This window comes from Enterobacter sp. WPR_3_1 (genome assembly GCF_003635055.1).
Taxonomy (GTDB): Bacteria; Pseudomonadota; Gammaproteobacteria; order Enterobacterales; family Enterobacteriaceae; genus Enterobacter; species Enterobacter ludwigii.
Window position 1 is genome coordinate 22,004 of sequence record NZ_RBXU01000008.1, and the last position, 16,357, is coordinate 38,360.

Here is a 16,357-nt window from a genome sequence, read left to right on the forward strand (position 1 = left end):
AACATCGTGGATGGATGGCAGCGTGCCTTTGTCCTCCATAGCCGTCCGTGGAGCGAGACCAGCCTTATGCTGGACGTTTTCACGGAAGAGTCGGGCCGTGTGCGCCTTGTTGCTAAAGGCGCACGTTCCAAACGCTCCGGCCTGAAGGGCGCCTTACAGCCTTTCACTCCGCTGCTGGTACGCTTCGGCGGGCGTGGGGAAGTCAAAACCCTGCGCAGTGCCGAAGCCGTCTCTCTGGCGCTCCCCCTTACTGGTATCACGCTGTACAGCGGTCTCTATGTCAACGAACTCATCTCACGTGTTCTGGAGCATGAGACTCGCTTCTCTGAACTTTTCTTTGATTACCTGCACTGTATCCAGGCGCTGGCCGGCGCTACCGGTACGCCCGAACCTGCCCTGCGTCGTTTTGAACTGGCGCTGCTCGGACACCTGGGCTACGGGGTCGATTTTTTGCATTGTGCAGGGAGCGGAGACGAGGTAGAGGATGCGATGACCTATCGCTACCGTGAAGAAAAAGGCTTTATCGCCAGCGTCGTGATAGATAACAGCACCTTTACCGGGCGACAGCTTAGAGCGCTGTATGCGCGTGAGTTTCCCGATCAGGATACCCTTCGCGCAGCAAAACGCTTTACCCGGATTGCGCTCAAGCCGTATCTTGGCGGCAAGCCCTTAAAGAGCCGCGAATTGTTCAGGCAGTTTATGCCGAAACGTTAACGTATCAGACCCTCGCCCCAGCCCTCTCACTGAGGGAGAGGGAGGCAGGGACACGAACTAAAATACCGAGGATTGTCATGGCTGAATTACTGTTAGGCGTCAACATTGATCACATCGCCACGCTGCGTAATGCACGCGGCACGGCTTATCCCGATCCGGTTCAGGCGGCGTTCATCGCTGAGCAGGCTGGCGCCGATGGCATTACCGTTCACCTGCGTGAAGACCGCCGTCATATTACCGACCGCGATGTGCGCATTTTGCGTCAGACGCTGGATACCCGCATGAACCTGGAGATGGCGGTCACGGAAGAGATGCTGACGATTGCCTGCGAGACGAAGCCGCATTTCTGCTGCCTGGTACCGGAAAAACGTCAGGAAGTGACCACCGAAGGGGGCCTGGACGTGGCGGGTCAACGCGACAAAATGCGTGATGCCTGCAAGCGTCTGGCTGAGGCGGGTATCCTGGTCTCTCTGTTCATCGACGCCGATGTAGCACAGATCAAAGCGGCTGCCGAAGTGGGCGCGCCCTATATTGAAATTCATACCGGCTGTTACGCTGATGCGAAAGACGAAACTACGCAGGCCAAAGAGCTGGAGCGTATCGCCAATGCGGCCACCTATGCCGCGAGCCTGGGGCTGAAAGTTAACGCCGGGCATGGCCTGACCTACCATAACGTCAAGGCTATTGCAGCCCTGCCAGAAATGCATGAGCTGAATATCGGCCACGCTATTATTGGCCGTGCGGTAATGAGTGGCCTGAAAGAGGCGGTCTCAGAAATGAAACGCCTGATGCTGGAAGCGCGTCAGTAATGGCTATTCTGGGCTTAGGCACCGATATCGTTGAAATAGCCCGCATTGAAGCGGTGATCGCCCGTAGTGGCGATCGCCTGGCACGACGCATGCTGAGCGATAACGAATGGGCCATCTGGGAGACGCATCAGCAGCCGGTACGTTTTCTGGCCAAGCGCTTTGCCGTCAAAGAGGCGGCAGCCAAAGCCTTCGGCACCGGTATTCGTAACGGTCTGGCGTTTAACCAGTTTGAAGTGTTTAACGATGAGCTGGGTAAACCACGCCTGCGTTTATGGGGTGAGGCGCAAACGCTGGCAGAGAAACTCGGCGTAAATCACATGCATGTGACGCTCGCCGATGAACGCCACTACGCCTGCGCGACGGTGATTATCGAAAGTTAAAGTTTGTCCGCGTGATGCAGCAGGACAAACTTATCCCAAAGCTGCTCTTCGCTCTCAACGTGTGCCGGATCCTTCAGGATGGTATTGGGGATTGGGCACACTTTCTGACAGGTCGGCGTTTCGTAGTGGCCGATGCATTCAGTGCAGCGGTCGCTGTTAATCTCATAAATGCTCTCGCCCATCGAAATCGCCTGGTTCGGGCATTCCGGTTCGCACATATCGCAATTGATGCATTTTTTGGTGATTAACAGCGCCATCAGGAAATTCTCAGAAACAACACAAACAGGGCGGGCATTATACGCTCATTACCTGTTCAAACCAGTTTTTTTACCAGCTCTTCACTGTGCCGGATACGCTCTGGCGCGTGCTCCAGATCCTGTTGCACCAGGGCCATAAACAGCAGGTCGGTCAACATCATTTGCGCACTTGTCGAGGAGATCGCCGCGCTGCGCGTAGCCTGCTCTTCCGCGATAGTATATAAACAGCGCGTAGCCCGCTGCTGCAGCGCGTTGGGAGTAAACCCGGTGATGGCCAGAATCTTACCGCCTACGCGTAAGGCTTCATCGGTAGCCATATTGATCTCGCGGCGTTCGCCGGAATAGGAGATCGCCAGCAGCAGATCGTTAGCATCCATCGCCTGCACGGTCGCCAGCAGGGCGTGCATATCCTGCTCGACAATGGCGTTGTAACCTATTTTTGTCAGCTTCCAGCCAAAGTTACGTGCCACCAGTCCGGACGCGCCTATCCCGGTCAAAATAATACGTCGCGCTGCACGCAGCATCGCCACGCTTTCCAGTAATTTTTCTTCGGTATTCACATCAAGGGTGGCATGCATGGCCGCGACATTCTCTTTGATGAGCTTCTCTCCCACCAGACGCATCGGGTCATCGCCACGAATCTGATTATGCACCGGCATCGACTGCGGATTGGGGTTACTCACCAGCGCTTCGCTAATCGCCAGCTTGAGAGCCGGGAAGCCTTTAAAGCCAATCTTCTGGGCAAATTTCACCACGCTCGACTGACTCACTCCGGCCTCACTCGCCAGCTGCTGCGAGCTGAGATGGCGGGCATGGTCGGGCTGAGAGAGCAGAAAATCCGCCAGCTTTTTATCGCTTTGAGCAAAGCCTGCATAACGCTGGCGAATGCGAATTAAACAGTTCATAGGTTCTCCTGGCGAAATTGTGATTGTCTGCGCAAATACGAATTTTGCTCGCCTGAATGAATTTTATATTCCATTATAGTGAGATTATTATGAATTAAAAATTCTTGAGGTACAAAAGATGAATCTTGGCTCACTTGTTTCTGAAACGCGTAACCCACAAACCATGGATCTGGATGCGCTCAGCACCCTGGAGCTGGTTAACCGTTTTAATCAACAGGATACGCTGGTCGCGCAGGCAGTGAAAGAGACATTACCCGAGGTGGCGAAAGCTGTCGATGCGGCGGCGGAAGCACTGAAGGCCGGTGGTCGCATTATCTACATGGGCGCCGGAACCAGCGGGCGTCTTGGTGTGCTGGATGCCTCTGAATGCCCGCCAACGTTTGGTGTGCCGCACGGTCTGGTCGTCGGGTTAATTGCTGGCGGCCCTGGCGCGCTGCTGAAAGCCGTGGAAGGAGCGGAAGACAACAAACAGCTCGGTGAGGATGACCTGAAGGGGTTAAATCTGACCGCTCAGGATCTGGTTGTTGGGCTGGCGGCCTCCGGGCGTACGCCGTACGTTATCGGCGGTCTGGAGTATGCCAACAAGACGGGCTGCACCACGGTGGCGATTTCCTGTAATCCTGGCTCGCCGATTGCGCAGGTCGCTGCTATCGCTATCTCTCCGGTTGTCGGCCCGGAAGCGTTAACCGGTTCTACGCGTCTGAAATCTGGCACCGCGCAAAAGCTGGTGCTCAACATGATCTCCACTGGCGCGATGGTGAAGTTTGGCAAGGTTTATCAGAACCTGATGGTGGATATGCAAGCGACCAACGTCAAGCTGGTGGACAGAGCCTGCCGTATGGTCATGGAGGCGACGGGAGCAAGCCGCGAAGAGGCGGAAGCGGTACTGAAACAAACCGATCACGATGTTAAACCGGCCATTCTGATGATCCTGAGCGGACTGGACGCTGCGGCCGCCAGAGCAAGGCTCAATGCCCATAACGGGTTCTTACGGGCGGCATTAGAAAACTAACAGAGGCGTGTATGGACAAAACAGCAGCGCTCGCCAGCGATATCCTGCAGGGGATCGGTGGGGAAAAAAATATTCAGCGTCTGGAAAATTGCATGACGCGCGTGCGCGTCGAGGTGCATAACGACGAGCAGCTTGATGTGCCGCGTCTGAAGCAGCTTTCCGGCGTGAGTGGTTACGTTAAACAGGGGCAACAGCACCAGCTGATTGTCGGGCCGGGAAAGGCGGCGCAGGTTGTGGATGCCATGCGTGCGCTGATGGTCGGCGGCGAAAGCGTGGCGATCGATGACGTCGAACGTACGAAGGCGCAGGCAAAGGCCCGATACAAAGCCCCCATGAGCGATGCGCTGCGACAACTGGCCAACGTCTTTATTCCGCTGATCCCGGCGTTTATTGCCTCTGGCTTAATCACCGGGATCATCAATATTCTTAAGCGTCCGGATATCGTAGGGGACTTCGCGACCCAGTATCCTAATTTATTAGGCATTCTCGGGATTTTCGGCAGCGCCGTGTTTGCCATCATGAACATTCTGGTGGGGGTCAACACCGCGAAGGTCTTTGGCGGCTCGCTGGCCATGGGCGGAGTGATGGCAGGTATTCTGTCCAGCCCACAACTGGCGCAGATAACCCTGTTTGGTGAGGCGCTCCAGCCTGGCCGCGGCGGGGTGATTGCCGTGCTGCTGGTGGTCATCCTGATGTGCTGGATCGAGAAGAAACTGCGCACCCTCCTGCCTGGATCAATTGAGCTGATCCTCAATCCACTGTTAACGACATTGATCACCGGCAGCGTGGCTATTGTGGCGTTGCAACCGCTGGGGGGCTGGATCTCTGAGGCCATCGCCCATGGCGCATCGCTGGCTATCGATCGCGGCGGTCTGTTAGTGGGTGCCGTGCTGTCAGGCACCTTCTTGCCGCTGGTACTGACCGGTCTGCATCAGGGGCTGGTGCCGATCCACGTCGAGCTGGTGCAGGCGCACGGTTACAACGCGCTGCTGCCCATCCTGTCGATGGCTGGCGTGGGGCAGGTCGGGGCGGCGATTGCCGTACTGATGAAAACCCGCAACGCGCGGCTGAAAAAAGTGATCAAAGGTGCGTTGCCGGTCGGATTACTCGGAATTGGCGAGCCGCTGATTTTCGGCGTCACGCTGCCGCTGGGGAAACCGTTCCTCGGTGCTTGCCTGGGAGGGGCGGTAGGCGGAGCGCTGATCAGCTACTGGAAAGTGGCAACGGTGATCACCTTCGGGATCTCCGGGCTGCCGCTGGCGCTCACCATCGTGACCGGAAAAGTTATGCTCTATCTGTTAGGCTATCTGGTAGCGGTGATCGCCGGGTTCCTGTTTACCTGGCTGTTAGGATTCAACGATCCAGAGGAGTAAGGTTTGGCAAATCACGAGCGTCGCGTTGTTTTTTTCGACCTGGACGGTACGCTGCATCAGCAGGATATGTTTGGTACGTTTATGCGCTACCTGCTGCGGCGTCAGCCTTTGAATGCGCTGCTCGTATTACCTCTCTTACCCGTAATTGGCATTGCGCTGCTGCTAAAAGGTCGGGCAGCGCGCTGGCCAATGAGCCTGTTGCTCTGGGGCTGTACCTTTGGACGCAGCGAAGCGCAGCTTAAACAGCTTCAGCAGGACTTTGTGCACTGGTTTCGCGGGCATGTGACCGCGTTTCCGGTTGTTCAGGCAAGGCTCACCAGCTATCTCGACGCGAACGATGCCGACATCTGGTTGATTACCGGATCCCCGCAAGCGCTGGTGGAACAGGTCTATTATGATACCCCGTGGCTGCCGCGGGTGAATCTTATCGCCACGCAAATTACCCGCGGGTACGGTGGATGGGTACTGACCATGCGCTGCCTGGGACATGAAAAGGTGGTGCAACTGGAGAAGCGAATCGGTACGCCACTGCGTCTTTACAGCGGCTACAGCGACAGCAAGCAGGACAACCCACTGCTCTATTTTTGCCAGCATCGCTGGCGCGTCACGCCCGCAGGCGAACTTCAGCAACTCGAATAGTCTTATCTATAGCGGGTGTGTATAATGCCGCCCGCTTTTAGACTGGAGTATCAACCGTTGTGCAACCCTGAACGCGATCATGAATACTGGATGCGCCATGCGCTTACGCTTGCCCAGCGCGCCTGGGACGAGGGGGAAGTGCCCGTGGGTGCTGTGCTTGTCCACAATAACCAGGTGATAGGGGAAGGGTGGAACCGCCCGATTGGCCGTCACGATCCGACTGCGCACGCTGAAATCATGGCCCTTCGTCAGGGCGGAATGGTGCTGCAAAACTATCGTCTGCTTGATACCACGCTGTATGTCACGCTTGAGCCGTGCGTTATGTGTTCCGGCGCGATGGTGCATAGCCGTATCGGCACGCTGGTCTTTGGCGCGCGGGATGAAAAAACCGGAGCGGCCGGTTCGCTGATGGACGTACTGGGACACCCGGGAATGAACCACCAGGTGCAGACTATCGGTGGGGTACTTGCACCAGAGTGTGCGGGGCTATTAAGTGATTTCTTTCGAATGCGCCGTCAGCAGAAAAAGCAACAAAAGGCAGAATTGAAGTTGTCGGGCGAGTAAGTTCGTCCGGTGCCACCACCGGATAACTCTGGGCCAGCTGATTTGCTTCTGCCGCCTCTTTTTCCTTCTCCAGCAGATAACCCACCAGGCTAATCTGATATTTACGGATATTTTCCACGTAGGCGTAGGCTTCATGCCCGCGCGCGTAACCGTAGGTCAGCTTGTTGTACCACGGCTTCTGGCTCAACAGCGGCAGGCGTTGTTTTACGTCTGACCAGCTGTCCGGATTACCTTTCGTTTTCGCCGTCAGCGCGCGCGCGTCAAGCATGTGCGCGTAACCCATGTTGTAGGCTGCCAGCGCAAACCAGATCCGTTCCTCTTCAGGCACCGTCTCCGGCACTTTGCCCATCATATCCTGCAGATACCGTGCGCCGCCGCTGATGCTCTGTTCTGCATCGGTACGGTCAGTCAGCCCAAGGCTCTGAGCGGTATTTTTAGTGAGCATCATTAAGCCGCGAACGCCAGTGGGCGAGGTGGCCTGAGTATCCCAGTGGGATTCCTGATAAGAAATCGCTGCCAGTAATCGCCAGTCGATCTCCTGGGCATACTTCTCAAATAACGGCTGCAGGTCTGGCAGCACGCTATCGACTGCGCGCAAGAAGCTTCGGGTGTCGACGTAATCAAAATCGTCACCGTGGCCGAGGTATTTCTCTTCCAGACGCGCCAGCGTACCGTCTTCATTGATGGTGTTGAAGAAATCGAGCATCGCCGCAGAGAGGGTCTGATCGTCATCAAGCTGGCTAAACCAGGTCACCGGCTGTTCGTCTGTCACGTCCAGCGCCACCGCGATTTCGGGGTGCACGCGCTGGAAAAGGCTGATCGCGACCGAATCAGCGATGGTGTAGGGCAGTTTTTTATCTTTTACCTGGTCCAGCAGCTCAGTCGTACCGAGCTTAGGATCAACCGTCCAGCTCAGGTCCGGGAATTTCTTCTCCTTGAGCTCACGCAGATCGTCAATCACGACGTGGCCCGGGGCGATGGTCAACTGTTGAGCATTAATCGCCGCCAGCGTTCGCGGGCGCAGGCTCCCGACCCGGTAGACCAGCTGTTGCGAAACGGAGTAGTAGGTTGGGCCTGGCTGATAGTTCTTGCTGCGCTCGCTGTTGTACACCAGCCCGGCCGCAAGGATATCGGCATCGTTGTTATCCAGGTCATCAAACAGCTGGCTGATATTCTGACGGACGGTAATTTTGAGCTTCACGCCAAGATAGTCGGCAAACTGCTGCGCCAGTTCATAATCCAGGCCAATCGTTTTGCCGTTAATGTCGCTGTAAATCAGCGGCGAGTTGAGGGTACTGACGCGCAATTCCCCCCGCTCCTGTATGGCGGCGATACGGTTTTCGGCTTTACCGAACCAGGGGATGGAAGGCCAGAGGGCCACTGCCAGCAGCAACGTTACAATGCCGATGAGCAGATAATTAATCTTTAATTTTTTCAATTAGTTAATTCTCTGCGACGCCGGGTGCCTCAGTATGCTGTAGCCATGTTAAGAATAAGGTTTGCCATTGAATGAGCGGCATTTTGCGTAAAGTTACGCCACTTGGCAACAAATTAGAGAGAGAGGTCACATCTATTGTTAAACGTAAACGTTGATTTTATTTCGACGCAAACGGTTTCGTCGACGCTCAGGATTCTCTATAATGACGCCCGTTTTCCCCCCTTGCGCACACTGTAAGCGCCCCGGCGCTTCGAAGACGAGAGACTTATGATGGAAATTCTGCGTGGTTCGCCTGCACTGTCTGCCTTCCGTATCAATAAACTGCTGGCACGTTTTCAGGCAGCCGACCTTCCGGTAAGCAATATTTACGCTGAGTATGTCCATTTTGCTGACCTGAATGCACCCCTGAATGCAGAGGAGCGAGTACAGCTGGAACGCCTGCTCAAATATGGTCCAAGCCTGAGCAGCCATACGCCAACCGGCAAACTGATCCTTGCGACGCCTCGTCCAGGCACCATCTCCCCCTGGTCTTCCAAAGCCACCGACATCGCCCACAACTGTGGTCTGAACCAGATTAACCGTCTGGAGCGCGGCGTGGCGTACTACGTTGAAGCCTCTACCCTGACCGATGCGCAGTGGCAAACCGTTGCCGCTGAGCTGCACGACCGCATGATGGAGAGTGTCTTTGCCTCTCTGGACGATGCGCAGAAACTCTTCTCCCACCATCAGCCTGCGCCGGTACAGAGCGTCGATTTGCTGGGGCAGGGCCGTCAGGCGCTGATTGACGCCAACCTGCGTCTCGGTCTGGCACTGGCAGAAGACGAAATTGACTACCTGCAGGATGCGTTTGTTAAGCTGAACCGCAACCCGAACGACATCGAACTTTACATGTTCGCTCAGGCAAACTCTGAGCACTGCCGTCACAAGATTTTCAACGCCGACTGGATTATCGACGGTGAAGAGCAGCCGAAGTCGCTGTTCAAAATGATCAAAAACACCATGGAAAAAACGCCTGACCACGTGCTGTCTGCCTACAAAGACAACGCCGCGGTGATGGAAGGTTCTGACGTGGGCCGCTTCTTCGCCGATCGAGAAGCAGGGCGCTATGATTTCCATCAGGAGCCGGCGCATATCCTGATGAAAGTCGAAACGCATAACCACCCGACGGCGATCTCGCCGTGGCCGGGTGCGGCGACCGGGTCTGGCGGGGAAATCCGCGACGAAGGCGCAACCGGACGGGGTGCTAAACCAAAAGCCGGTCTGGTCGGTTTCTCCGTCTCCAACCTGCGCATCCCGGGCTTTGAACAGCCGTGGGAAGAAGATTTCGGCAAGCCGGAACGCATTGTGACCGCGCTGGATATCATGACCGAAGGCCCACTGGGCGGGGCGGCGTTCAACAATGAATTTGGACGTCCTGCGCTGAACGGTTACTTCCGTACCTACGAAGAGAAAGTGGAGAGCCACAACGGCGAAGAGCTGCGCGGCTATCACAAACCGATCATGCTGGCTGGCGGGATCGGTAACATTCGCGCCGATCACGTGCAAAAAGGCGAGATCGTAGTCGGTGCGAAGCTGATCGTCCTGGGTGGCCCGGCAATGAACATCGGCCTGGGCGGCGGGGCTGCCTCCTCTATGACCTCCGGTCAGTCTGATGCGGATCTCGATTTTGCATCCGTACAGCGTGATAACCCGGAGATGGAACGCCGTTGCCAGGAGGTCATTGACCGCTGCTGGCAGCTGGGTGATGCCAACCCCATCCTCTTTATTCACGACGTAGGCGCGGGCGGTCTGTCCAACGCCATGCCGGAGCTGGTCAGTGACGGTGGTCGTGGCGGTCGTTTCAACCTGCGCGACATCCTGAGTGATGAGCCAGGCATGAGCCCGCTGGAAATCTGGTGTAACGAATCCCAGGAACGTTATGTTCTGGCCATCGCTGCCGATCAGCTGCCGCTGTTTGACGAGCTGTGCCGCCGCGAGCGTGCCCCGTATGCCGTCATCGGTGAAGCGACCGAAGCGCTGCACCTGTCCCTGAGCGACACCCATTTCGACAACCAGCCGATCGATCTGCCGCTGGACGTGCTGCTCGGCAAAACGCCGAAGATGACCCGCGACGTTGAGACCCGTAAAGCAGCTGGCAAAGCGCTGGATCGTCAGGGCATTACCGTGGCTGACGCGGTCAATCGCGTTCTGCACCTGCCGGCCGTGGCGGAGAAAACCTTCCTGGTCACCATTGGCGACCGTACCGTGACCGGTATGGTGTCGCGCGATCAGATGGTTGGCCCGTGGCAGATCCCGGTGGCTAACTGTGCCGTCACCACCGCGAGTCTCGACAGCTACTACGGTGAAGCGATGGCGCTGGGCGAACGTACCCCGGTCGCTCTGCTGGACTTCGCCGCGTCTGCTCGCCTTGCCGTTGGTGAAGCGCTGACCAACATTGCCGCAACGCAGATTGGCGACATTAAACGTATCAAACTTTCCGCGAACTGGATGGCCGCAGCGGGCCACCCGGGCGAAGATGCGGGCCTGTATGAAGCCGTGAAGGCGGTGGGTGAAGAGCTCTGCCCGGCACTTGGCCTGACCATTCCGGTGGGTAAAGACTCCATGTCGATGAAGACCCGCTGGCAGGAGGGTAACGAGCAGCGCGAGATGACCTCTCCGCTGTCGCTGATCATCTCCGCGTTTGCCCGCGTAGAAGACGTGCGCCATACCGTGACGCCACAGCTGGTGACTGAAGATAACGCCCTGCTGCTGATTGACCTGGGTAAAGGTCATAATGCGCTGGGAGCGACCGCGCTGGCGCAGGTTTATCGTCAGCTGGGTGATAAGCCGGCAGATGTGCGTGATGTGGCGCAGTTAAAAGGTTTCTACGACGCCATCCAGGCCCTGGTGGCACAGCGTAAACTGCTGGCCTACCACGACCGTTCCGACGGCGGCCTGCTGGTTACTCTGGCTGAGATGGCCTTCACCGGGCACTGCGGCGTTGAAGCGAACATCGCGACGCTGGGCGAGGATCGTCTGGCGGCGCTGTTTAACGAAGAGCTGGGCGCGGTGATTCAGGTGCGTGCCGCAGATCGTGACGCGGTTGAAAGCGTACTGGCTCTGCACGGCCTGGCAGATTGCGTGCATTATCTGGGTAAAGCCGTGCAGGGCGACCGCTTTGTCATTGAAGCGGATGGCCACGCGGTGTTCAGCGAGAGCCGTTCTACCCTGCGTATGTGGTGGGCTGAAACCACCTGGCAGATGCAGCGCCTGCGTGACAACCCGGAGTGTGCCGATCAGGAACACAACGCGAAGGCTAACGACAACGATCCTGGCCTGAACGTGAAGCTCTCCTTCGACATCAACGAAGATATCGCCGCGCCGTACATTGCGACCGGCGCGCGTCCGAAAGTGGCCGTACTGCGTGAGCAGGGCGTCAACTCCCACGTTGAGATGGCTGCTGCCTTCTACCGTGCGGGCTTTGATGCCATCGACGTTCACATGAGCGACCTGCTGGCCGGGCGTACCGGTCTGGAAGATTTCCAGGCGCTGGTGGCCTGCGGTGGTTTCTCTTACGGCGATGTGCTGGGGGCAGGTGAGGGTTGGGCGAAGTCCATCCTCTTCAACAGCCGTGTCCGCGACGAGTTTGAAACCTTCTTCCACCGTCCGCAAACGCTGGCGCTGGGCGTATGTAATGGTTGCCAGATGATGTCCAACCTGCGCGAGCTGATCCCCGGTAGCGAAGCCTGGCCGCGCTTTGTGCGTAACCAGTCTGACCGCTTTGAAGCGCGTTTCAGCCTCGTGGAAGTGACCCAAAGCCCGTCTCTGCTGCTGCAGGGCATGGTAGGGTCGCAGATGCCAATCGCCGTTTCCCATGGCGAAGGCCAGGTTGAAGTCCGCGATGCAGCTCATCTGACTCAGCTTGAAAGCAAAGGTCTGGTGGCGCTGCGCTTTGTCGATAACTTCGGCAAGGTGACAGAATCCTACCCGGCTAACCCGAACGGTTCGGTGAACGGTATCACTGCGGTGACCAGCGAAAGCGGTCGTGCGACCATTATGATGCCGCACCCGGAACGTGTGTTCCGTACCGTGAGCAACTCCTGGCACCCGGAAAACTGGGGCGAGGACAGCCCGTGGATGCGTATCTTCCGTAATGCGCGTAAACAGCTAGGTTAAGCGTACCGCTACTACCACAGCAGGCCCGGTGCGTGAAAACGCCACCGGGCTTTTTTGTGCCTGTCGCAAAACCGCGACAATCCGCTATTCGTGGTGTCTCCAAAAGGAGACATTTAACTCATTGAATTATATAGGGTGTGGTGGGTTGTCGTTAAGGTGTTGCTTTTTAGCGACACTTAGCCTGGAAATCATTCAGCGGGCAATTAACAGCATAATTGCATAAAATAGATAAATATCAACAAGATAATTTATTGTTTTGCATTATGGCACGAGTGTTGCATAATATTAATCAGTGGCTCATTCACCTTCTTATGTCAGCCCCTTCGGGACGTGCTACATAAACTTCGAATGACGCACAAAAAGGTGCCTGCCGTCCAACTACTGATCATAGCGTTGCTTTATCAGGCCAGGGCGAAACGTCGAGTTAGGCACCGCCTCATTCCATGACAAAGCCGGGTTTTTACCCGGCTTTGTTGTATCTGAAGGGCAGACTCAGTTACGCTCTCCTCAAACCCCGATAAAGAGAGTAATGCGTTGAAACGCTGGCCCGTTTTTCCTCGTTCCCTGCGACAGCTTGTCATGATGGCCTTTCTGCTGATCCTGCTGCCTTTGCTGATCCTGGCATGGCAGGCGTGGCAGAGTCTCAACGCGTTGAGTGCGCAGGCGGCACTGACTAACCGCACGACGCTGATCGACGCCCGACGCAGTGAAGCGATGACTAACGCCGCGCTGGAGATGGAACGCAGCTATCGCCAGTACTGCGTGCTTGACGATCCTACTCTGGAAAAGGTCTATCAGAATCAACGTAAACGCTACAGTGAAATGCTGGACGCCCATGCAGGGGTGCTGCCGGACGATAAGCTTTATCAGGCGTTACGTCAGGATTTGAACGATCTGGCGCAACTGCAGTGTAAGAACAGCGGCCCGGATGCCGCAGCGGCTGCCCGTCTGGAAGCCTTTGCGAATGCCAATACCGAGATGGTGCAGTCTACCCGCACGGTTATCTTCTCGCGCGGGCAACAGCTGCAGCAGGAGATTGCGGAACGTGGCCAGTTCTTTGGCTGGCAGGCGCTGGTGCTGTTCCTCGTCAGCCTCGGTCTGGTTCTGCTCTTTACCCGCATGATCATCGGCCCGGTGAAGGGTATCCAGCGCATGATTAACCGCCTGGGCGAGGGGAAGTCTCTCGGGGATACGGTCGCCTTTAAAGGCCCGCGCGAGTTGCGCTCTGTTGGCCAGCGCATTATCTGGCTTTCTGAACGTCTGGCATGGCTGGAATCCCAGCGCCATCAGTTCTTGCGCCATATTTCCCATGAGCTTAAAACGCCTCTTGCCAGCATGCGCGAAGGAACGGAACTGCTGGCGGATGAAGTGGCGGGGCCGCTTACGCCCGAACAGAAAGAGATTGTCGACATCCTGGATGCCAGCAGCCGCAATCTGCAAAAGCTGATTGAGCAATTGCTGGACTACAACCGCAAGCTGGCGGATGGCGCGGTGGTGCTGGAAAACGTTGATATTGCGCCGCTGGTGGATATGGTGATCTCCGCCCATAGCTTGCCAGCAAGAGCTAAAATGATGCATACCGGGGTGGAGCTCAGTGAGCCAACCTGCCTCGCGGAACCGATGCTGTTGATGAGCGTTCTGGATAATCTTTACTCCAATGCGGTGCACTATGGTACTGAATCCGGTAACATTTATATCCGAAGTTATACGAATGGTTCACGGGTGTTTATTGACGTCGCTAACACCGGCACTCCAATCCCTGATGACGAAAAAACCATGATCTTTGAACCCTTTTTCCAGGGAAGTCATCAGCGGAAAGGGGCGGTAAAAGGAAGTGGGCTGGGCCTGAGTATTGCCCGGGACTGCATACGACGCATGCAGGGTGAGCTGAAAATTGCCACGGACGAACGGTCAGATGTTTGCTTCCGTATTGAACTGCCCCTGAGCCGGAAAAATCAATGAAATGAATCTATGCCTGGTGAGTATGTCACACGTCTTTTCCCGCGCCGTGCGCGCGGTGTTTTCCAGCAATATGTTTCGCCTGAGCCTGCCCTGTTTATTTCTGGCGGGCTGTGTTTCCCATGTGCCGCAAAGTGCGATTAGCGATAAACAACAAGATAAATGGCCAGATAATCAGCTGGCAGATTTTCTGTCGACCCGCTGTGACGACATCTGGAATCTGTCGGGGCATGACGTCGAGAGCAATCCGCTGTTCTGGCTACGTGGAATAGATTGCGCTCAGCGTCTGGCGCCGGTCGAGGCGCGCTCGCAAGCGGCGATGCTCAATGACGATACCTGGCAGGACGCGTTCAAGCGTGGAATTTTACTCGCGGATGCGAAAATCACCCCCGTTGAGCGTCGCACCAACGTCACGCGGCTGGACACGTTTGTCGGAAATCTTCCGGCGCAGGTGCGCCCGGTGTATCAGCTCTGGCGTGATGGTCAGGCGTTGCAACTGCAGTTGTCTGAAGAGCGTTTTCGCTACAGCAAATTACAGCAATCCACCGACAGCGAGCTTGATACGCTGCGCCAGCAGGAGCAGCACTTGCGTGCTCAACTGGATACCACGACGCGCAAGCTTGAAAACCTGACCGACATCGAAAGACAGCTCTCGACGCGTAAACCGGCCGGAAATTATCTGCCTGATGCGCCAAAAGGGTCAGCCGCGACGCCAGACGGTGATGCGCAGAAACAAGAGGATGTGAAGCCATGACAAGCCGAAAACCTGCCCATCTCTTACTGGTGGATGACGATCCGGGGCTGTTAAAGCTGCTGGGGATGCGTCTGGTCAGTGAAGGCTACAGCGTGGTGACGGCTGAAAGCGGGCAGGAGGGGCTGAAAGTCCTGAACCGCGAGAAGGTTGATCTGGTGATTAGCGACCTGCGAATGGATGAAATGGATGGCCTGCAGCTGTTCGCGGAGATCCAGAAGCAGCAGCCTGGCATGCCGGTGATCATCCTGACGGCGCACGGATCGATTCCGGATGCCGTTGCCGCGACGCAGCAGGGGGTATTCAGCTTCCTGACCAAGCCGGTAGATAAAGATGCCCTCTATAAGGCTATCGACAGCGCGCTTGAGCACGCGGCTCCGTCGAATGATGAAGCGTGGCGGGAGTCTATCGTCACCCGCAGCCCGATTATGCTGCGTCTGCTCGAACAGGCCCGGATGGTGGCGCAGTCAGACGTTAGCGTGCTGATTAACGGCCAGAGCGGTACCGGGAAAGAGATCCTTGCCCAGGCTATCCATAACGCCAGCCCGCGCAGCAAAAACGCCTTTATCGCGATTAACTGTGGTGCGCTCCCTGAACAACTGCTTGAGTCCGAACTGTTTGGTCATGCCCGCGGGGCGTTCACCGGGGCGGTGAGCAGCCGGGAAGGGCTTTTCCAGGCGGCAGAAGGCGGCACACTTTTTCTGGACGAGATTGGCGATATGCCGGCACCGCTGCAGGTCAAATTGCTGCGTGTTTTGCAGGAGCGAAAAGTGCGCCCCCTCGGCAGTAACCGCGATATCGATATTAACGTGCGTATCATTTCGGCCACGCACCGCGATTTACCAAAAGTCATGGCGCGCAACGAGTTTCGTGAAGATCTCTACTACCGTCTGAACGTGGTGAACCTGAAAATTCCGGCACTGGCCGAGCGGGCGGAAGATATTCCGCTGCTGGCAAACCATCTTTTGCGTCAGGCGGCCGATCGGCATAAGCCTTTTGTCCGGGCGTTTTCCACCGATGCGATGAAACGGCTGATGGCTGCAAGCTGGCCGGGCAACGTGCGCCAGCTGGTGAACGTTATTGAACAGTGCGTGGCGCTGACTTCGTCACCCGTCATTAGCGACGCGCTGGTGGAGCAGGCGCTGGAAGGGGAAAACACCGCGCTGCCGACGTTTGCAGAGGCGCGTAATCAGTTCGAGCTGAACTATCTGCGCAAGCTCCTGCAGATAACCAAAGGCAACGTAACCCATGCGGCGCGTATGGCCGGGCGCAACCGTACCGAGTTCTACAAGCTGCTCTCCCGCCATGAGCTGGAAGCAAACGATTTTAAAGAGTAGTACCGCAAAATCTGAATGAGTATGATACTGTGAGCAACCGATTACGAAGCAGCTTACAGGCAAG

Annotated in this window: 14 protein-coding genes; 11 read left to right on the forward strand and 3 right to left on the reverse strand. The window is 56.5% G+C overall.

Going from position 1 to position 16,357, the window contains the following annotated elements; genetic code table 11:
* Positions 1–6 precede the first annotated feature (6 nt).
* The 3 genes from recO (at position 7) to acpS (ending at position 1,903) form a co-directional block, all read left to right on the forward strand.
* Positions 7–714 carry a DNA repair protein RecO gene (gene recO / locus BJ887_RS01915; RefSeq protein ID WP_121339126.1) on the forward strand — a complete coding sequence of 236 codons (708 nt, stop codon included), beginning with the start codon at positions 7–9 and terminating at the stop codon, positions 712–714.
* A gap of 77 nt (positions 715–791) precedes the next feature.
* Positions 792–1,523 carry a pyridoxine 5'-phosphate synthase gene (pdxJ, locus tag BJ887_RS01920; RefSeq protein ID WP_014171210.1) on the forward strand — a complete coding sequence of 244 codons (732 nt, stop codon included), beginning with the start codon at positions 792–794 and terminating at the stop codon, positions 1,521–1,523.
* Positions 1,523–1,903 (forward strand): holo-ACP synthase, encoded by a 381-nt coding sequence (acpS, locus tag BJ887_RS01925; protein WP_040018160.1) that lies wholly within the window; start codon positions 1,523–1,525, stop codon positions 1,901–1,903. Before pdxJ ends, acpS begins: the two co-directional genes overlap by 1 nt.
* Here acpS and BJ887_RS01930 read toward each other — a convergent pair.
* Both BJ887_RS01930 and BJ887_RS01935 read right to left on the reverse strand, forming a co-directional pair.
* Positions 1,900–2,160, reverse strand: coding sequence for a YfhL family 4Fe-4S dicluster ferredoxin (locus BJ887_RS01930; protein ID WP_020883006.1), 261 nt, complete (start codon positions 2,158–2,160; stop codon positions 1,900–1,902). The two genes, acpS and BJ887_RS01930, sit on opposite strands and share 4 nt — an antisense overlap.
* A 56-nt stretch (positions 2,161–2,216) precedes the next feature.
* A complete protein-coding gene (locus tag BJ887_RS01935; RefSeq protein WP_014171207.1) occupies positions 2,217–3,065 on the reverse strand; it encodes a MurR/RpiR family transcriptional regulator in 849 nt (282 codons plus the stop codon).
* Positions 3,066–3,183: 118 nt separating this feature from the next.
* On the opposite strand from BJ887_RS01935, the gene murQ reads away from it, so the two are divergent.
* Genes murQ through tadA form a run of 4 tightly spaced genes read left to right on the forward strand, consistent with a single transcriptional unit; the run spans position 3,184 to position 6,653 of the window.
* On the forward strand, positions 3,184–4,077 hold the full coding sequence (murQ, locus tag BJ887_RS01940; protein ID WP_014171205.1) for an N-acetylmuramic acid 6-phosphate etherase: 894 nt from the start codon (positions 3,184–3,186) through the stop codon (positions 4,075–4,077).
* A gap of 11 nt (positions 4,078–4,088) precedes the next feature.
* On the forward strand, positions 4,089–5,450 hold the full coding sequence (locus tag BJ887_RS01945) for a PTS transporter subunit EIIC (protein ID WP_014171204.1): 1,362 nt from the start codon (positions 4,089–4,091) through the stop codon (positions 5,448–5,450).
* Between the two features lie 3 nt (positions 5,451–5,453).
* A complete protein-coding gene (yfhb, locus tag BJ887_RS01950; RefSeq protein ID WP_121339128.1) occupies positions 5,454–6,089 on the forward strand; it encodes a phosphatidylglycerophosphatase C in 636 nt (211 codons plus the stop codon).
* Positions 6,090–6,113: 24 nt separating this feature from the next.
* Entirely contained in the window at positions 6,114–6,653 is a 540-nt protein-coding gene (gene tadA / locus BJ887_RS01955) for a tRNA adenosine(34) deaminase TadA (RefSeq protein ID WP_020883010.1), read from the forward strand.
* Here tadA and mltF read toward each other — a convergent pair.
* Positions 6,541–8,091, reverse strand: coding sequence for a membrane-bound lytic murein transglycosylase MltF (gene mltF, locus BJ887_RS01960; RefSeq protein WP_014171200.1), 1,551 nt, complete (start codon positions 8,089–8,091; stop codon positions 6,541–6,543). The two genes, tadA and mltF, sit on opposite strands and share 113 nt — an antisense overlap.
* A gap of 267 nt (positions 8,092–8,358) precedes the next feature.
* Between mltF and purL the strand changes: the two genes are divergently transcribed.
* The 4 genes from purL (at position 8,359) to glrR (ending at position 16,293) form a co-directional block, all read left to right on the forward strand.
* On the forward strand, positions 8,359–12,246 hold the full coding sequence (purL, locus tag BJ887_RS01965) for a phosphoribosylformylglycinamidine synthase (RefSeq protein ID WP_121339130.1): 3,888 nt from the start codon (positions 8,359–8,361) through the stop codon (positions 12,244–12,246).
* 534 nt (positions 12,247–12,780) lie between these two features.
* The gene (gene qseE, locus BJ887_RS01970; RefSeq protein ID WP_025203453.1) at positions 12,781–14,208 is read left to right on the forward strand and encodes a two component system sensor histidine kinase QseE/GlrK; all 1,428 of its coding nucleotides are present in this window, start codon (positions 12,781–12,783) and stop codon (positions 14,206–14,208) included.
* Between the two features lies 1 nt (position 14,209).
* Positions 14,210–14,959: a two-component system QseEF-associated lipoprotein QseG gene (qseG, locus tag BJ887_RS01975; RefSeq protein WP_025203454.1), complete on the forward strand. Its 750-nt coding sequence runs from the start codon at positions 14,210–14,212 to the stop codon at positions 14,957–14,959.
* On the forward strand, positions 14,956–16,293 hold the full coding sequence (gene glrR, locus BJ887_RS01980) for a two-component system response regulator GlrR (protein ID WP_121339132.1): 1,338 nt from the start codon (positions 14,956–14,958) through the stop codon (positions 16,291–16,293). The genes qseG and glrR overlap by 4 nt, the downstream gene beginning before the upstream one ends.
* Positions 16,294–16,357: the final 64 nt, after the last annotated feature.

What these genes read in the sequence shown, in the direction of transcription:
- pdxJ (WP_014171210.1), top strand. Translation starts at nt 792, where the DNA reads ATGGCTGAATTACTGTTAGGCGTCAACATTGATCACATCGCCACGCTG.
- acpS (WP_040018160.1), top strand. Translation starts at nt 1,523, where the DNA reads ATGGCTATTCTGGGCTTAGGCACCGATATCGTTGAAATAGCCCGCATT.
- BJ887_RS01930 (WP_020883006.1), bottom strand. Translation starts at nt 2,160, where the DNA reads ATGGCGCTGTTAATCACCAAAAAATGCATCAATTGCGATATGTGCGAA.
- BJ887_RS01935 (WP_014171207.1), bottom strand. Translation starts at nt 3,065, where the DNA reads ATGAACTGTTTAATTCGCATTCGCCAGCGTTATGCAGGCTTTGCTCAA.
- murQ (WP_014171205.1), top strand. Translation starts at nt 3,184, where the DNA reads ATGAATCTTGGCTCACTTGTTTCTGAAACGCGTAACCCACAAACCATG.
- BJ887_RS01945 (WP_014171204.1), top strand. Translation starts at nt 4,089, where the DNA reads ATGGACAAAACAGCAGCGCTCGCCAGCGATATCCTGCAGGGGATCGGT.
- tadA (WP_020883010.1), top strand. Translation starts at nt 6,114, where the DNA reads ATGCCGCCCGCTTTTAGACTGGAGTATCAACCGTTGTGCAACCCTGAA.
- purL (WP_121339130.1), top strand. Translation starts at nt 8,359, where the DNA reads ATGATGGAAATTCTGCGTGGTTCGCCTGCACTGTCTGCCTTCCGTATC.
- qseG (WP_025203454.1), top strand. Translation starts at nt 14,210, where the DNA reads ATGAATCTATGCCTGGTGAGTATGTCACACGTCTTTTCCCGCGCCGTG.
- glrR (WP_121339132.1), top strand. Translation starts at nt 14,956, where the DNA reads ATGACAAGCCGAAAACCTGCCCATCTCTTACTGGTGGATGACGATCCG.